General features: G+C 60.7%; 17 protein-coding genes and 1 pseudogene. 12 read left to right on the top strand and 6 right to left on the bottom strand.

Annotated elements, in window-relative coordinates; translation table 11 throughout:
* The first annotated feature begins 209 nt into the window (after nucleotides 1-209).
* The 5 genes from NCR98_RS27020 (at nucleotide 210) to NCR98_RS27000 (ending at nucleotide 5,424) form a co-directional block, all read left to right on the top strand.
* Nucleotides 210-1,541, top strand: coding sequence for a flavin-containing monooxygenase (locus tag NCR98_RS27020; RefSeq protein ID WP_250527879.1), 1,332 nt, complete (start codon nucleotides 210-212; stop codon nucleotides 1,539-1,541).
* Between the two features lie 57 nt (nucleotides 1,542-1,598).
* Nucleotides 1,599-2,030 carry a RidA family protein gene (locus NCR98_RS27015; protein ID WP_244830202.1) on the top strand — a complete coding sequence of 144 codons (432 nt, stop codon included), beginning with the start codon at nucleotides 1,599-1,601 and terminating at the stop codon, nucleotides 2,028-2,030.
* 15 nt (nucleotides 2,031-2,045) lie between these two features.
* Nucleotides 2,046-2,723: a DUF1028 domain-containing protein gene (locus NCR98_RS27010; protein ID WP_250527878.1), complete on the top strand. Its 678-nt coding sequence runs from the start codon at nucleotides 2,046-2,048 to the stop codon at nucleotides 2,721-2,723.
* Nucleotides 2,716-3,879, top strand: a complete 1,164-nt coding sequence (gene argE / locus NCR98_RS27005; RefSeq protein WP_250527877.1) for an acetylornithine deacetylase — start codon at nucleotides 2,716-2,718, stop codon at nucleotides 3,877-3,879. The genes NCR98_RS27010 and argE overlap by 8 nt, the downstream gene beginning before the upstream one ends.
* A 108-nt stretch (nucleotides 3,880-3,987) precedes the next feature.
* Nucleotides 3,988-5,424 (top strand): purine-cytosine permease family protein, encoded by a 1,437-nt coding sequence (locus tag NCR98_RS27000; RefSeq protein WP_250468377.1) that lies wholly within the window; start codon nucleotides 3,988-3,990, stop codon nucleotides 5,422-5,424.
* 56 nt (nucleotides 5,425-5,480) lie between these two features.
* Here NCR98_RS27000 and hpxZ read toward each other — a convergent pair whose 3' ends face one another.
* Genes hpxZ through NCR98_RS26975 form a run of 5 tightly spaced genes read right to left on the bottom strand, consistent with a single transcriptional unit; the run spans nucleotide 5,481 to nucleotide 9,436 of the window.
* A complete protein-coding gene (hpxZ, locus tag NCR98_RS26995; protein WP_250527876.1) occupies nucleotides 5,481-5,858 on the bottom strand; it encodes an oxalurate catabolism protein HpxZ in 378 nt (125 codons plus the stop codon).
* Complete coding sequence (locus NCR98_RS26990; protein WP_250527875.1) at nucleotides 5,855-7,258, bottom strand: AtzE family amidohydrolase; 1,404 nt, start codon at nucleotides 7,256-7,258, stop codon at nucleotides 5,855-5,857. Before NCR98_RS26990 ends, hpxZ begins: the two co-directional genes overlap by 4 nt.
* Nucleotides 7,255-7,452: an AtzG-like protein gene (locus NCR98_RS26985; RefSeq protein WP_250468374.1), complete on the bottom strand. Its 198-nt coding sequence runs from the start codon at nucleotides 7,450-7,452 to the stop codon at nucleotides 7,255-7,257. The genes NCR98_RS26990 and NCR98_RS26985 overlap by 4 nt, the downstream gene beginning before the upstream one ends.
* Nucleotides 7,453-7,502: 50 nt before the next feature.
* Nucleotides 7,503-8,636 carry an amidase gene (locus NCR98_RS26980; protein ID WP_250527874.1) on the bottom strand — a complete coding sequence of 378 codons (1,134 nt, stop codon included), beginning with the start codon at nucleotides 8,634-8,636 and terminating at the stop codon, nucleotides 7,503-7,505.
* Nucleotides 8,633-9,436, bottom strand: coding sequence for a cysteine hydrolase family protein (locus NCR98_RS26975; RefSeq protein WP_250528106.1), 804 nt, complete (start codon nucleotides 9,434-9,436; stop codon nucleotides 8,633-8,635). Before NCR98_RS26975 ends, NCR98_RS26980 begins: the two co-directional genes overlap by 4 nt.
* A 175-nt stretch (nucleotides 9,437-9,611) precedes the next feature.
* On the opposite strand from NCR98_RS26975, the gene NCR98_RS26970 reads away from it, so the two are divergent.
* The 6 genes from NCR98_RS26970 (at nucleotide 9,612) to NCR98_RS26945 (ending at nucleotide 15,400) form a co-directional block, all read left to right on the top strand.
* Nucleotides 9,612-10,619, top strand: a complete 1,008-nt coding sequence (locus NCR98_RS26970; RefSeq protein ID WP_404989399.1) for a BMP family protein — start codon at nucleotides 9,612-9,614, stop codon at nucleotides 10,617-10,619.
* The gene (locus NCR98_RS26965; protein WP_250527873.1) at nucleotides 10,616-12,187 is read left to right on the top strand and encodes an ABC transporter ATP-binding protein; all 1,572 of its coding nucleotides are present in this window, start codon (nucleotides 10,616-10,618) and stop codon (nucleotides 12,185-12,187) included. The genes NCR98_RS26970 and NCR98_RS26965 overlap by 4 nt, the downstream gene beginning before the upstream one ends.
* Nucleotides 12,184-13,290, top strand: coding sequence for an ABC transporter permease (locus NCR98_RS26960; protein WP_502799812.1), 1,107 nt, complete (start codon nucleotides 12,184-12,186; stop codon nucleotides 13,288-13,290). Before NCR98_RS26965 ends, NCR98_RS26960 begins: the two co-directional genes overlap by 4 nt.
* Nucleotides 13,287-14,204 (top strand): ABC transporter permease, encoded by a 918-nt coding sequence (locus NCR98_RS26955; RefSeq protein WP_250527872.1) that lies wholly within the window; start codon nucleotides 13,287-13,289, stop codon nucleotides 14,202-14,204. Before NCR98_RS26960 ends, NCR98_RS26955 begins: the two co-directional genes overlap by 4 nt.
* A 41-nt stretch (nucleotides 14,205-14,245) precedes the next feature.
* Nucleotides 14,246-14,950, top strand: a complete 705-nt coding sequence (locus NCR98_RS26950) for a TetR family transcriptional regulator (protein ID WP_250527871.1) — start codon at nucleotides 14,246-14,248, stop codon at nucleotides 14,948-14,950.
* 174 nt (nucleotides 14,951-15,124) lie between these two features.
* A complete protein-coding gene (locus NCR98_RS26945) occupies nucleotides 15,125-15,400 on the top strand; it encodes a YlcI/YnfO family protein (protein ID WP_244831042.1) in 276 nt (91 codons plus the stop codon).
* 29 nt (nucleotides 15,401-15,429) lie between these two features.
* Here the strand turns inward: NCR98_RS26945 and NCR98_RS26940 are convergent, their stop codons facing one another.
* Entirely contained in the window at nucleotides 15,430-16,320 is an 891-nt protein-coding gene (locus tag NCR98_RS26940; RefSeq protein ID WP_250527870.1) for a LysR family transcriptional regulator, read from the bottom strand.
* Between the two features lie 219 nt (nucleotides 16,321-16,539).
* Between NCR98_RS26940 and NCR98_RS26935 the strand changes: the two are divergent.
* Nucleotides 16,540-16,617 (top strand): annotated as a pseudogene (locus NCR98_RS26935) (succinate dehydrogenase, cytochrome b556 subunit); the annotation flags it as partial.

Below are 16,617 nucleotides of genomic sequence, written 5' to 3'. Positions count from 1 at the left end.
TGATCGGCCGAATTGTGGCTTCGCCAAAAAGGATTGCATAGCCAAAACCGATGCTAAGCATTTTTTAAATATATTTTTAGAATTCTGCGCTCAAGCGTAAATTTGGGCTTCATTGGCAGCACGCCAGCCACGCACGACTGCACGTATCTCAAGGACGCTGACTTCGCCGGACACATCCGCGAAGTAAAGCCATATCGAAGGACATAGCCATGACAGTGGAAATAACCTCAATCGACACGCTCGTCGTTGGCGCCGGTCAGGCCGGCGTGGCGATGAGCGAGCATCTGAGCAAGCTCGGCGTGCCGCACCTCGTTCTTGAACGCGACCGCATTGCGGAACGCTGGCGCACGGGACGTTGGGACTCGCTCGTGGCGAACGGTCCGGCGTGGCACGATCGTTTCCCCAATCTCGAGTTCGATGAAGTCGATCCCGATGGCTTTGCCAATAAAGATCAGGTCGCTGATTACTTCGTCACCTACGCCGAAAAGTTCGATGCACCCATTCGCACGGGCGTCGAAGTCAAGAAGGTGGTTCGCAATGTCGGGCGGCAAGGCTTCACCGTCGAAACATCGGAAGGCGTGATCGAAGCGAGCCGCGTGGTCGTCGCTACTGGTCCGTTCCAGAAGCCGGTCATCCCGGCTATCGCCCCGAGGGACAAGCGTCTTACGCAGCTTCATTCGGCTGATTATCGGAATCCTGAGCAATTGCCGGAAGGCGCGGTGCTCGTGGTCGGCGCGGGATCGTCGGGCGTGCAGATTGCGGATGAACTGATGCGCGCCGGTAGGAAGGTGTATTTGTCGGTCGGCCCGCATGACCGTCCGCCGCGCGCGTATCGTGGCCGTGATTTTTGCTGGTGGCTGGGCGTGCTAGGCGAATGGGATGCGGAAGTCATGCGGCCGGGCAAGGAGCACGTCACGATTGCAGTGAGTGGCGCGCGTGGCGGGCAAACAGTCGATTTCCGCCGTCTCGCGCATCAGGGCATGAACCTCGTCGGTCTCACGAAGTCATTTGAGAATGGCATTGCAACGTTTCAGCCAGACCTCGCGACCAACATCAACAACGGCGACGACAACTACTTGTCTTTGCTGAGCGCCGCAGACGCGTATGTGGCGCGCAATGGTATCGATCTGCCGGACGAGCCCGAGGCACGCATCATTCCGTCCGATCCGGAATGCATGAAGCAACCTGTTCTCGAACTGAACCTTGCCGATGCTGGCGTGAGTTCGATCATCTGGGCAACCGGCTACGCCGTCGATTTCAGCTGGCTCGATGTCAACGCCTTCGACGATAAAGGCAAGCCCAAGCATCAGCGAGGCGTTTCCAAGGAGCCCGGCGTTTATTTCCTTGGCTTGCCCTGGCTTTCGCGGCGCGGCTCCGCTTTCATCTGGGGCGTCTGGCACGATGCAAAACATATTGCCGATCATATCGTCACGCAGCGCAAGTATCTCGCGTATCACGATGCGTCGCGCCGTCATGCCGGCCAAGCCGCGACTTTCAGCGATCCGCGCGTGCACAAGGTCAGCGAGATGGGCGTGAACTGACGATCGCCCAAGACGCCGCATTCACTATTCAATCATTCTCAGCTTCGAGGTGCATCGATGAGCCAACCCACGCATACGCGTATCCGCATGTTCAACACGAAGGATACGTACCCGAACCAGACGCTCGATAACGATCTTTGCCAGGCCGTGCGCGCCGGCAACACGGTCTATGTGCGTGGTCAGGTGGGAACGGATTTCGAAGGCAATCTGGTGGGTCTCGGCGATGCACGCGCGCAAGCCGAGCAGGCGATGAAGAATCTCAAGCAGTTGCTCGAAGAGGCGGGCAGCGACATGAGCCATATCGTCAAGACGACCACGTATCTGATCGATCCGCGTTATCGCGAGCCGGTGTATCAGGAAGTCGGCAAGTGGCTCAAGGGCGTGTTTCCCATTTCGACGGGGCTGGTGGTGAGCGCGTTGGGACAGCCGGAATGGCTGATGGAAATCGATGTGATCGCAGTCATTCCTGAAGGCTGGAAGCCCGCCTAAGTCGAGGAGCCTTGCATGACATTCTCCGTGATCGGACGTTGCCAGGAAACCGGCCAGCTTGGCATTGCAATCAGTTCGTCGAGTATCGCCGTGGGCGCGCGATGTCCGTGGGCACGCGGCGGCGTGGGCGCGGTGGCCACGCAAAACGTGACTTTGCCCGCACTTGGGCCGCAGATTCTCGACCTCATCGACACTGCGCAACTCGATCCTCAGGCGGCGCTCGACCGTGCGCTTGATGCGAACGCGTACAGCGAATATCGGCAAGTAACGGTCATCGACGCTCATGGCCGCACCGCGTTTTTTAGCGGCAAGGAAGCGCTTGGCCTGCATCACGCGGTGGCTGGAGATCAATGCGTCGCCGCAGGCAACATGCTTGCGAGCCTCGGCGTGATCGAAGCCATGATTCCCGCGTTCGAAAACACCAAAGGCATGCTGGCGGATCGTTTGCTCGCAGCGATGCGGGCGGCGATGACCGCAGGCGGCGAAGCCGGGCCGGTGCATTCCGCGGCGCTCAAGATCGTAAGCGATCTGAGTTGGCCTATCGTCGATCTGCGCGTCGATTGGGCCGACGCCGACCCCATCGGCCAGCTCGATGGTCTGTGGCAGGCTTACCGGCCGCAAATGCAGGACTACGTGACCCGTGCGCTGAACCCGACAGCGGCGCCTAGCTATGGGGTGCCGGGCAATGAGTGAGATGTCGAGCCGCGACGTGCTCGAACGGCTGATCGGCTTTGCAACCGTCAGCCGTGATTCGAACCTGGAACTCATCGAGTTCGTTCGCGACACCCTTGCGAATCTCGGCGTCGAGAGCGAACTGTTTTATAACGCCGAGCGAACGAAGGCGAATCTGTTTGCGACGATCGGTCCGCGTGACAGGGGCGGCATCGTGCTATCCGGTCATACCGATGTCGTGCCCGTCGATGGCCAAGCCTGGACGCTCGATCCCTTTCGGCTTACCGAGAAGGAAGGGCGCTTATATGGCCGTGGCACGGCGGATATGAAGGGTTTTATCGCCTCGGTGCTGGCGTCGGTGCCCACGTTTCTTAAGAAATCGCTAGTCATGCCCGTACACCTTGCCTTCTCTTACGACGAGGAAGTCGGTTGCCTTGGGGTGCGGCCCATGTTGGAGCAACTGGCAAGGCGCCCACAGAAGCCCGTTTTGTGCCTGATCGGAGAGCCTACCGAACTGAAGCCCGTGCTCGGTCATAAAGGCAAGCTCGCCATGCGCTGCCAGGTGAAGGGCGCGGCTTGTCACTCGGCTTACGCACCCTACGGCGTGAACGCCATAGCGTATGCAGCACGTCTTATCGGCAAGCTGGATGATATTGGCGAGCAGCTGGCACAGCCCGAGCACCATGATGCACTCTTCGATCCACCCTATTCGACCGTGCAAGCAGGCGTCATCAAAGGTGGGCGTGCGCTCAATATCGTGCCGGCGGAATGCGAATTCGATTTCGAAGTGCGTGCGCTTCCCGGCTTCGACGCGCATGAGGTGGCGGATGAATTGCAAAGCTTTGCCGAAGCCGAATTACTTCCGAAGATGCGCGCGGTGAAAGCGGACACGGACATTCGCTTCGAATCCTTGAGCGCCTATCCGGGCTTGGCCACACCACCAGACAGCGAAGCAGCGCGCCTGCTGACGCTTCTTAGTGGCTCGAACGAGTTTGGCACGGTAGCGTTCGGCACCGAAGGCGGACTCTTCAATCAAGCGGGCATCCCAACCGTGGTGTGCGGACCGGGAAGCATGGATCAAGGGCACAAGCCCGACGAGTTCGTGAGCGTCGAGCAACTCGACGCCTGCGACGCCATGCTCGCGCGTCTTGCGGATTATCTAGCAACCGCTTCCTGACACGCGCCATGGCGCGTTCGAGAGCCCCAAGACTTTCGACGGGCTCCGCGGTGCGCATGGTCTTTCAAATCGACTCGCGCATGCGCAAAATCAATAAAGGAGACGACTTTGAATACGTCGGATAGCAACACTTCATCGTTCATCGAGAAGCATACGATCGGCTATGTGCCGCCGGAGGATCGGCATGGCAAGGTGCGCGATCTATTCACGCTCTGGTTCGGCGGAAACATTGCGCCATTGCCTATCGTGACGGGCGCGCTTGGCGTGCAGATATTCCATTTGAACTTGCTGTGGGGAATCGTCGCGATCATCGTCGGTCAGGCAGTGGGCGGCGTGTTGATGGCGCTGCATTCGGCGCAAGGGCCACAGATGGGTATCCCGCAGATGATTCAGAGCCGCGCGCAGTTCGGATCATGGGGCGCGTTGCTCGTTACGGTGATTGCGGGCGTGATGTACGTGGGCTTCTTTGCATCGAATATCGTGCTCGCGGGCAAGTCGTTGCATGGCATCGAAACATCGATATCGGTGCCAGTCGGGATCGTCATCGGTGCGGTGGGCTCGGGGTTGATCGGGATCATTGGCTATCGATTCATTCATATACTCAACCGAATCGGTACGTGGGTGCTGGGCATCGGTATCTTCGTGGGCTTTGCATACATCTTCACGCATATCGCGACGGCCGATTTCTTCACGCGCGGCGGCTTCAATTTCGCGGGCTGGCTGGCTACCGTTTCCTTGTCCGCGCTATGGCAGATTGCGTTTGCACCTTATGTTTCCGACTACTCGCGCTATTTGCCGAGCAATGTGCGTGTAGCGTCGACGTTTTGGGCGACGTATCTGGGCTGCACCATTGGCTCCTCGCTTGCGTTTGCCTTCGGTGCGGTCGCCGCGCTTGCCGTCGCGCCCGGCGCCGATACCATGGACGCCGTCAAGACTGCGACCGGCCCCCTCGGCTTGCCCATGCTCGTCTTGTTTCTGCTTAGCGTGATCAGTCATAACGCGCTCAATCTCTATGGCGCGGTGCTCGCCACGATTACTTCGTTGCAGACGTTTGCTTATCGCTGGATTCCCACGGCCAAAGCGCGCGCCGTGCTTTCAGTCGCGATTCTGCTTGCCTGCTGCTATGGAGCGATTGGCGCATCGACCAACTTCGTGGGAAATCTCGTCGATCTGGTGCTTGCCTTGCTCGTGGTGCTCGTGCCCTGGACCGCGATCAACCTGATCGACTTCTATGTCATCCATAAAGGGAAGTACGATATTCAATCGATCTTCGAAGCCGATGGCGGCATTTATGGGCGCTTCAATCCGCAGGCTTTGATCGCTTACGCAATCGGCATCATCGTGCAGATTCCGTTCATGAATACGCCGATGTACGCCGGTCCCGTGCCGAAGTATCTCGATGGCGCGGATCTGTCGTGGGTCATTGGCCTGCTGCTGACTTCGCCGCTTTATTACTGGCTGGCTTCGCGGGATTCGGGCTATCGGCGCAGACAAGAGGGCGCGTTGACGATGCGGCAAGCGCGCACAGGTCCCGGATACGAGTGATGATGCCTGGCGTCGCGGCGATCCGTCTGCATGAGGATCGCCGCTCGCGGTCGCGTTTAGGTCATCCAGCTGACATGCGCGCTGACGACCTTCCATCCATCCTCGAAGCGTATCCACGTCTGACTTTGTCGGCCTATACGCGCGTCGCCTTCCCTCCGGAATTCGATATTTGCAACGGCCATCGAATCTCCATAGGTCGTCACCATTCGTGCCGTCACCTCGCGCGCTAAACCTGTCCCGGACCGTGCTGCACGAAACTCGCGTATGGCGTCGTAGCCGTAGAGATTTTCCGTCGCCCCATAGCGCACCGTTAGCGACGAATTAAAAAACAGGTCATCCAGCATCGCGACGTCATTGCTAGTCAGGGCCCGTTCATACGCGTCGAACACCGCATTCACTTCCTCGAGAACATCCGGTCGATTGATCTCGTTCACGCTTTCTCCTCGGCAAAACGCGGTGTCGCACAACCCGCTACGCCAGCTTGCTCCAGACGCCGGGCGGCTTCGAATGCCAGGTCTTCGCGCCACGGCGCGGCAATCAACTGAACTCCCATCGGCAAGCCGGCTTCCGTTCGCATAGGCGCGGTCACAACGGGCAACCCAAGGCACGAGATGGGTTGCGTCAACATGCCGAGGCTGGCTCGCACTGCCATTCGCTCACCGCGGACCTCCATGAACTCGTCGCCGATGCGCGGCGCCACGACTGGCGTCGCTGGCGCGATCAAGACTTCGTAGCGCTCGAAGAGTTCCAGCACGCGTCGCCGCAACGAAGCGCGGACGCGTTGCGCCTGAATGAACCATGCGGCAGGCAGCAACGCACCAGCGATCAAGCGGTCGCGCGACAAAGGCTCACGCTCGTCGTAGTGCGCGCGAAGGTCCTTCATATGCAATTGGCCGCCCTCGGCAGCGGTGATGAGAAACGCTGCACCACGCGCCGCATCGGCATCCGGATACTCGACGGTATCCGTCGCATCGAGCGCGGCCAACGCAGTGAGCGATGCGTTGCGCGCATCGTCGTTTGCGTAGTCGTCGAAATAGCCCGTCAGACGTGCAACGCGCAAGGTTCCGCTCATCGCACGCGCGGGTTCGAATTCACGCTGCGCGCAAGCCATATCGAGTGGATCGGCAAACTGTAGCGCCTCATAGACAGCGCCGAGGTCTTCGACACTGCGCGCGAATGCGCCCATATGATCCAGACTCGCGACGAACGGATACGTTCCGCGCCGCGACAAGCGTCCATAGGTCGGCTTCACGCCGAACACGCCGCACAGCGAGGCAGGCACGCGCACTGACCCATTCGTATCGCTTCCGAGAGTGAGCGGCACGAAGCCCGCCGCGACCGCCGCGGCGCTGCCGCCCGACGATCCACCCGCCGAGCGTTTCAGGTCGTGCGGATTGCGGCACGGTCCCGCGTGACTGTTCTCGGTGGTGAAACCGTAGGCGAACTCGTCCATGTTGAGCGCGCCGACCATGATTGCGCCATGATTGGTGAGTCGTGCAACGATCGTTGCATCCGCAGCGGCGGGCGCGGCATTGGCGAGCACGCGCGATCCCGCGATCGTCGTGACGCCCGCGATGTCGAACAGGTTCTTCGCCGCAAAGGGAACGCCTGCGAGCGGTGGCAAAGCAGCGCCGCTCGCGCGCCTTGCATCGAGGGCAGTGGCTTCATCGAGTGCGCGTTCGCGCGTGATCGTGGTGAAGGCGTTGATCTGCGCGTTAAACGTGTCGATGCGAGCGAGCGTTGTTTCGATCAATTCGCGCGCACTGAATGCACCTTCGGCATAGGCGCGTGCAATGGCAACTGCGCCAGCAGGGAATGCGTCGTTGATGGTCATGGGCGATACACCGGCGCAGGTTCGTCCTGGGCATCGACGGGATAGGCGAGTACCGGTGCCGCAAGTTGCGCGATGCGCGCGAATTGCGCCTTGACACGCGCGGCGGTGTCATCCGTTAGATGAGGGAAGTGCAGCCGAAGTGCGGCGTCGGCATAAGCGTCGAGCGTTCCATCGATTTCCGGTGGCATGTTCATGGTTCTCATTCGATGTTGAAAGCGATGATGAGTAGACAAGGTCGTCTACCTCATTCGATTTTGGAAAACAGACTTCGCGCCCGCGCAATCAAGGCACGGTCGCTGTTACGCGGACCGATCAAGGACAACGCGAGCGGGCCGGTCGATTCGTTCGCAATGGGTATGGTCACTTGCGGCAGTCCGGCAAATGCCGCGATGGCGTTGAAGGTCAAGGCATCGCGATAGAACGCGCCGATACGCTCCGACGTTTCATTCTGGCGCAAAAGCGAGACGGGCGTAGTTGGCAGCACAATCCAGGCATCGGCGACGATATGCGCAATACGTGCCGCATATTCCTCACGTAAAGCGTGGCACCGATTCACCTCCGCGTCGTCGATCGACTTGAGCCGCGCGAAGCGTGGCGCGATGTTCGCTCCGAAGCGCGGCGTATGCGTGTCGATCCATGAACCAAGAGACGCACGTATCGCGTCGTCCTGCAACTGCTGATAGACATGCAGCCAGTCCGAGCCCTCGCCCGCGAAGAGTTCGATCTCGGCGGATGCGGGTGCAAATTCGCGCAGACGCGCGGAACCGTGCGCGTCGAATGCTTCCTTGCAGCGCACGAGACGCGTGGGAGCATCGTGGGAAGCGACCTCATCGAGGAGCACGTCGGCAACGCGCGCAAGCACATCACCCGAGCGCGCGAACCATCCGACCGTGTCGAAGCATGATGCAAACGGCAGCACGCCATCGAGCGATACCGCGTCGTGCGTTGGCCGTATGCCCCAGAGTCCGCAGAACGCGGCAGGCACACGCACCGAGCCGCCGGTGTCGGTGCCGAGTGCGAAATCGACACTGCCGCTCGCAACCGCCGATGCCGATCCGCTCGACGATCCACCCGGCAACGCATGCGGCCAACGCGGATTGAGCGGCGTGCCATAGTGTTCGTTCGCGCCTTCGAGGCTGTAGGCGAGTTCATCGGTGATGGTCTTGCCATCCACGGATGCGCCCGCCGCTAACAGCTTCGCCACGCACGGCGCATGACATTGCGCGGCATCGTGCGTGGCAAACCAATCGGGATTGCCACCGCCCGTCGTCACGCCCGCGATATCGATCAAATCCTTCACCGCAAAACGCAAGCCATCGAGCGCGCCGCTGCCGGTTGCATTCACGCGAATACGCGGACCGGGAACGAAAGCGTTCATGCGGCCGCGCTGTTCAATGCGTCGGCGAATTGCAACGAATCCGCGACGAAGCCATAGCATTTCTTCACGTTCCAGATACTCGCTTCCGTGCAGAAGTCGGGCGATGAAGTCGCGCAACAATCGGTGAGCATCACGCAACCGTAGCCGAGAAAATTGGCATCGGTGAGTGTGTGCATCACGCATTGGTCCGTGTTCACGCCCGCGAAAAACACGGTACGTGTACCGAGATTACGCAGAATGCTGTCGAGCGGCGTGTCCCAGAAGCCGCTGATGCGGTACTTGTCCACGCAGATGTCTTGCGGTTCGATCTTCAGTTCATCGACCACGGCGGCTGCCCACGAATCTTTTTCAAGGACATGTGCGCCATGTTCAGGCAAGGCCTCGCCAAGCCCGATGCCCGTTCCCTTCGGCTTATACAGATGCAGTTGATTAGGCGGCATGTTGGCGAGATCGGGCCTATTGCCCCAATTCACCCAAATCACCGGCACGCCGCTTTCTCGCGCGATCGGCAGCAGGCGCTGCAATGGCGCTATTGGTGCACGGTCCGCACCGTAATCGCCCCCGATATGGTCGACCCACCCGCCTTTGGTGCAGAAGTCGTTCTGCATGTCGATGATCACGAGCGCTGTTTTCTCGATGTCGAAGCGCACTTTCTGCGGCTCAGCATCGAGTGTCGCGAGGCGCGGAACGGGCGTTGGCACGGCCATATCGACGAGCGTTTCCGTCGCTTGCCAGCGCGTCTGCGCGAATGCGCCGAGCAAGCCAGCGCCTGACGTGGCGGGGTTCGGGGCGTGGTCCATCGTGTTCTCCATCGTAAAGAGTTGAGGATGTTGCCGCAGGTCGCCGATGACACCGAACGCGACTGGCGCGAAGTATTCGTCATTCACGCGCGGGTTGAGCATGGCATTGAAGTTGCAATGTGCATTTCGCTCATGAATAACCTACTTACCGAAACTCAACGCAAAAGGAGTGCCAGTGATGTTCCGTTCGCAACAGCCTTCCATCCTGATGAAACGCGTCGTGGCCATTGCCGGCGTAGTTGCGCTCGGCGTGCCGGCGTTCTTTATCCGCCCTGCGCACGCGGCCGATGAAGCGATGCGCGTGGGCGTCCTGATCCCCGGTTCGAAATCCGACAAGGGCTGGATGGAGTCGGGGTATGAAGGCGTCGCGGCCGCGCAAAAGGAGTTCGGCCCGAAGCTGAAGACGCAGATCATCGAGAACATCAACTACGCGGACATGGAGCAGGCGCTCACGAATCTCGCGACGAAGAATCAGCTCGTGATCGGTATCGGCGGTCAGACGCAGGCTGCGGTACTCAAGGTCGCGAAGCGCTTTCCCAATGTGAAGTTCTCCATCGTCGGCGGCAACAAGGGCGAGAACATGCCGCCGAATGTCGCGGGCTATGACGTGAAGCAGGCCGAGATCGCTTATGTCGCGGGCGCGGCCGCAGCCATGCTGTCGAAGAACGGCGCGGTGAGTTATGTGGGCGGCATGGAAATTCCGTCGATCGTGAATGCGGGCAAGGAATTCGGCAACGGTGCGCGCTATATCAATCCGAAGGTCAAGTACTTCGAGGCTTATACCGGCGACTTCGACAACGTGGCGAAGGCGCGCGAAGCGACGGCAGCGGCCATCGCGCAGGGCGCGGACGTGCACTATCACATCCTGAATCTCGGCTTGCGCGGGCTCGAACAAGCGGCGAAGGAAAAAGACACGCACATCATCGGCAGCTATACGGACCGTTGCGGAAGCGATCCGCTTTACATCGCATACAGCATCACCGGCGTGGGCTATCAGGCGCAGTACGCCATCGAGCAACTGGAGAAGGGGCAATGGCAGCCGGGCTATAAAGCGTTCGGCCTTGCAATGGGGCCGAAAGCATCCGGCATGGTGATCTGCAAATCCACGCCCGCCATGGACGCCAAGATCAAGCAGATCGAAGACGATATCCAGAGCGGCAAGATCAAGGTTTCTGAAGGATGAGCACGCTGGCTTCCCCATCCGCCGATAGTTCGCCCATTCTCTCGCTGCAGGGAATCGGCAAACGCTTCGGCGCGTTCACGGCGCTCGACGACGTCTCGCTCGACCTGTGTCCCGGCGACGTGCATTGTTTGCTCGGCGAGAACGGCGCGGGCAAGTCGACGCTGTGCAATGTGATCTTCGGTGTGCATCAGCCGGACGCGGGTGCCATGCGCGTCAACGGCGCGCCGTATCGGCCGCGCAATCCGCGTGAAGCGCTCGCGAACGGTATCGCGATGGTGCATCAGCATTTCAGTCTCGTCGACGATGCCACCGTGCTCGACAACCTGCTGCTCGGTCAGGCGCGCGGCTGGCTCGACCGGCCAGCGGAAGCCACGCGCGTGCAAGACGTGTTGGCGAGCGTCGGTCTCGATCTTGCGCTCGACGCGAAGATCGCGGACTTGTCCGTCGGCGAACGTCAACGCGTCGAGATCGTCAAATGCCTGATGCGCGAGCCGCGTCTTCTGCTGCTCGATGAACCCACCGCCGTGCTCTTGCCCGCCGAGATCGATGCGTTGCTCGACACGTGCGAACGCGTGGCAAAACGCGGTTGCGCGGTAGTGCTCGTGACGCACAAGCTCAAGGAAATCGGCCGCATTGCGACACATGCGACCGTGCTGCAATCCGGACGCGTGGTCGCGCGTTCGTCGAATCCATCGAGGGATATCGACCGGCTCGTGCACGCGATGATCCATCGCGAAGACAGCGATGCCGCCGACGATCTCGCGACGCGTCTGTCACTCGTGCAAAGCGGCTCGCCGTACTCGCGACCGCTCGATGACGAAGTACTGCAACTCGACGGCCTGAGCGCTCGCGACGCGGAAGGCGTCACGCGTCTCGCGGACTGCACGCTCGTCGTGAATCGGGGCGAGATCGTCGGTATCGCGGGCGTGGAGGGCAACGGTCAAAGCGAACTCGGCGCGGTGCTCGCAGGCATGCTGAGCGCATCGTCGGGGCGCTTCTTTATCGCTGGCCGCGACATGACCAACGCCAGCCCGCGCGAACTCACGAAAGCGGGCGTCGGTATCGTGCCGGAAGATCGTCACGCGGTAGGCTGCGTCACCGGCATGAGTCTCACCGACAACCTCTTGCTCAATCATCTCGACCGCTATACGCGCGGTGGCTTTCTGCGCCGCCGCGCCATGCGCGATGCCGCGCTCGAACTCATGCAACGTTTCGACGTGCGTGCAAGCGGCCCCGATGCGTTGTTCGGCGGACTCTCCGGCGGCAATCAGCAGAAAGCCGTTCTTGCACGCGAACTCACGCTCGACCCTTTGCTGTTCCTGCTTGCGGCGCAGCCCACGCGCGGGCTCGATGTCGGCGCGGTGGCCGCCGTCTATGCGCATATTCGCGCGGCGCGCGATCGCGGCGTGGGCGTGCTGCTCATTTCCTCTGAACTCGACGAACTGATGAGCGTCGCCGATCGCATCGTCGTGCTGTATCGCGGTCGCATCATGGGCACTTGTACGCCCGATGCGAGCAATCGCGGTCGTATCGGCGCATGGATGGCGGGCTCGGGAGATAACGCATGAACGTCAACATGAAGCTGCATCGGCCCTTCGCGGCAACGTCCGGCGCGCGCCATGCGCCGCAATTACGCGTTGCGTTCGTGATCGCGGCGGCCGTGCTCTTTGCAATGCTCGCGGCGCTCGGCTTGATCGCGGTGATGGGCGTATCCATTGCCGATGCGCTCGCCGCGTTCGCAGATGGCGCGTGGGGCTCGCCCTATGCAATCGGGGCCTCCGTCAATCGCAGCCTCGCGTTCGCGCTCGTCGGCACGGGCTTTGTCATCGCAAACCGCGCGAAGCTGACCAACGTGGGCGGAGAAGGGCAACTGGCGATAGGCGGCATAGTTGCCACGGCGATGAGCCTCTACGGCGGATGCGCGCACTTGCCTTTCGGCCTCGCCTTCATCGTGCCGATGCTCACGGCGGCCGCCGCGGGTGCGGTATGGGGCGGCGTGCCCGGCGTGCTGAAAGCTAAAGCCGGTACCAACGAAGTCATCAGTACGCTGCTGCTTTCGTTCATCGCCGTGTGGCTGCTTTACTGGTGCGTGCAAAGCGATGCACTGTTGCGTCAACCAATGACGAGCGGCGCGACCTTGCCTGAATCGCTGGAAATTCCCGATGTAACCAAGCTGCCGGCCATCTTCATGGCAAGCGGCATGAACCTGAATATCGGCTTGCCGGTGACGCTCGTGCTGGCTGTTGCATCGGCCGTGATGCTCGCGCGCACGCGCTTCGGCCTGTCGTTGCGCGCAGCGGGGCTCAACGCCGTTGCCGCCAAGCGCGCGGGCTTGCCGATTACGTCATCGCTCGTCGGCGCGCTTGCGATCGCAGGCGCGTTCAGCGGACTCGCCGGCGCGTTGATGCTGCAAGGCGATCAATACTCGCTGAAGGCGGGCTTCTCGTCTGGCTACGGTTTCGATGGCCTCGTCGTCGGTTTGCTCGCGCGTGGTTCGATCACCGGCGTGTTCGCGGCGGCCTTGATCTTCGGCTTCTTGCGCTCGGTTGGCATCAACATGGAGATGGTCGCGCAAGTGCCTTCGGCGCTCGTGTTGATCGTGCAGGGCATCGTCACGATCGCTTTGGCAGGCGGCGCAATGTGGCTCGATAAAGGAGAAACTTCGCGATGAACCTCGAACTTCTCGCGGTCTTTGCCGGCGCATCCATTCGCCTGGCCGCGCCCATGTTGCTTGCTTCGACTGGCGAACTCATCAGCGAACGCGCAGGCGTGTTGAACATGAGCGTCGAAGGCATGATGCTGACGGGCGCGTTTCTCGGCGCGGTGTTTTCCTGGCTGACGGGGCATCCATCGCTCGGGCTTTTATGCGGCATGCTCGGCGTGATTCCGCTTGCCTTGCTGCAGGCGTTTCTGAGCGTGACCTTGCGCGCGAATCAGATCGTGACGGGCATCGGCATCAACATTCTCGCGCTTGGTGGCACGACGCTCGCATACCGGGCAGTTTTCGGCGAACGTTCCAGCGCGGTCATTCCCGGCCTCGCGCACTGGTCGCCGCCCGTGCTCGGCAAATTGCCGTTGATCGGCGAGCCGGTGTTCGGTCAGGTGTGGCTGCTGTATGCAGGGTTTGCCGGCTTGATCGCAACGTCAGTCATCATGCGCCGCACCGCGCTCGGCATTGCGCTGCATGCGACAGGCGTCGCGCCACGCGCCGTCGATCAATCGGGGCTGCCTGTCACGCGCATTCGTTATGGCGCGGTGGTGTACTCGGGCGTGATGTCGGCGGCAGCGGGCTGCTTCATCTCCATCGGCGACATACACACGTTCACGGAGAATATGACCAACGGTACGGGTTATCTGGCAATTGCCGCCATCATCTTCGGCAACTGGAAGATCGGCCGCACGGCGCTCGCGTGTCTCTTGTTCGGTGCCGCCACGGCCATGCAGTTTCAGCTCCCGATGTTCGGCCTGCACGTGCCCACCGCGTTGCTCATCATGTTGCCGTATTTGCTTGCGTTGATCGCGGTGGCGGGGCTCATCGGCAGACAGACCGCACCGCCCGCGCTCACGCTGCCGTTCAGACGTTAAAGGCGGGTAACATCGACATGTCCTTATCAACGACACGACTCATGGCCCCGCCCAAGCTGAAAAGCGCCTCGAAAGAAGATGCCGCGCCCACACGCCGCACGCAGCTCGCGGCGAAGACGAAGGAGCGCATCTTCAGGATCGCGATTCGCGAGTTCGCGGACAAGGGCTTTTCCGGTGCGCGCGTAGAGACCATCGCGAGCCGTTCGAAGGTCAACATCCGCATGATCTATCACTACTTCGGCGGCAAGGAAGCGCTTTATGTCGAAGTCCTGGAGCATGTACTCGCGCGCCTTCGCGAAGCCGAATTAGCTGTCACGCTCGACGCGCAAACCGTCGATCCCGCTGCGGGCATTTTGCAACTTTATGACTTCACCGAAGGCCATTTCGCGGCACACCCCGAGTTGCTGTGTCTGCTTTCATGGGAGAACCTGAATCGCGCGCGCTACATGAAGCGTTCGAAGGTCATTCCCGCAATGTCGTCGCCGGTGCTCGACATGCTGCGCACGCTGATCCGTCGTGGCGAGACGGCAGGGACGTTAAGACGCGGCATCGACCCGTTGCATCTCTATGTCACGCTGGTGAGTCTCGCGTATTTTCACAAATCGAACGCGTACACGCTGTCACGCATGTTCGATACCGAGATGCTCGCCGCATCGTGGCAATCCGCGCACAAGGATCAGGCGCATCAACTCGTGCGCGCGTTTCTCGCAAGAGAAGGTACGATGAAGCTCGCGGTGAATGCGTGATGCGGTGAATGCGTGTAGCGGTGAATGCGTGAATAAGCGTGCGATTCAAGCCGCGCGCAGGCATGTTTGCGAAGGCCGCAGCAAAGAAGCATTGCGATGCGCCGCCTCTTTGTGATAAAAGCCGAGCCACGCACGCGTCCGTTATCGACGCGGGACATGCATTGGGAGTCAAGGTTGAGAAGGTCCGCCGAAAACAAGTTGAAGGTCGTCGCGGTTCGTGTCGAGCCCGCGATCGAACAAAGATTACGCATACTGGCGGAAGCGACTGGGCGCAAGCAGTCGTTTTTTCTGCAGCAGATGATCGAAAGCGGCATCGCCGCAATGGAAGAGCGGTGGCTCTCGCCGCAAGTGCTCGAACAGGTCAGGAGCGGCGCGTTGCAGTCGTTGCAGCCATCGAGCGGTGCGACGTCGGATTTGTTCGGCGATTTGCACGACGCTCAGGCCGAATGAGCGGCTTCGCTCACGCGGAAGCGGCCACTCTAAACCTGAGCAAAACCCAGTGCCATATCGAGAAAGTTCGCGGTCTTGGCTTGCGTGGCTTCAATCCGCGATGCCAACGCAAGCCTGATCGATACGGCTTTGCCGGTCATGTCGGCATACACGACGCCTTCGACCTGTATCTGGCACACGGAAGCCGGCACGAGCGACACGCCGAACTCGGCTGCGACGAGGTTCACGACCGACGAAAGCTGCGGCGCCTGCTGGCCTGCAACGGGCTCGAAACCGGCCTCCCTGCATGCGCCGACGATCACATCGTGCAGCGTCGGACTCGCCACGCGCGGCAGCATGACGAAGGGATCTTCGGCTAGCGCTGACAATGCGATCTTCTTTTTCTTCGCCAGCCGATGCGTAACGGGCAGCACCACACGCATGGGCTCTACCGCGATGTGGTGAAACTCGACGCCCACGGGCGACTGGCTGCCGAGCCGCACGAACGCGACATCGACGGTGCCTGCATCGAGATAAGCCAGCAATTGGGCGGTGTTGCCTTCGGCCAACGTAAGCGTAACGTTAGGAAACGCCTGCCGATACGCGCGAATCAGTTGCGACACAACGGGATTGAACGCCGCGGAACCCGTGAAACCGATGTTGAGTTGCCCCATTTCACCGCGTCCCGCGCTTTGCGCGTTTTCCACGGCAATGCGCGTGTCGTTCAGGATGCGTCTGGCATCGGCCGCAAATGCTTCTCCGGCCTCGGTCAGCACCACGCCGTGCCCCGTGCGACGGAACAGACGCACGCCCATTTCGTCTTCTAGAGCGTGAATCTGCTGACTGAGCGGCGGCTGCCCGATGCCAAGCCGCTCCGCCGCGCGCGTCACGTTTAGCTCTTCGGCTACGGCCAGAAAATAACGAATATGGCGCAGTTCCATGCGATATCTGTTAAAGCTATTTCAGAAAGACGAGATAGATATTGGACAGTATAACAACGACGCGACAAAATAACGCTATCGCGCAGACCGCGCGCCTATAACTCTTCCTCCAATACACACGGCCGGTTTTCGACTGAGGCCGACGGGACGAGTCGCGCTCGACGAGCGTGCCGGCGACGTGCTGCGGTTGCTCAATCCAAAGTGAGAAGGGGTCTTCCCGTGGCTGAAGCCGTAAAAAAACCAAGGCCCGAGTTCCGGAACATCGGGCTTGGTCAACTCGCGAAGTATCGCTTGCCG

This window comes from Caballeronia sp. GAWG2-1 (assembly GCF_023631405.1).
Classification (GTDB): Bacteria; Pseudomonadota; Gammaproteobacteria; order Burkholderiales; family Burkholderiaceae; genus Caballeronia.
This window is presented reverse-complemented; position numbering and strand designations above follow the sequence as displayed.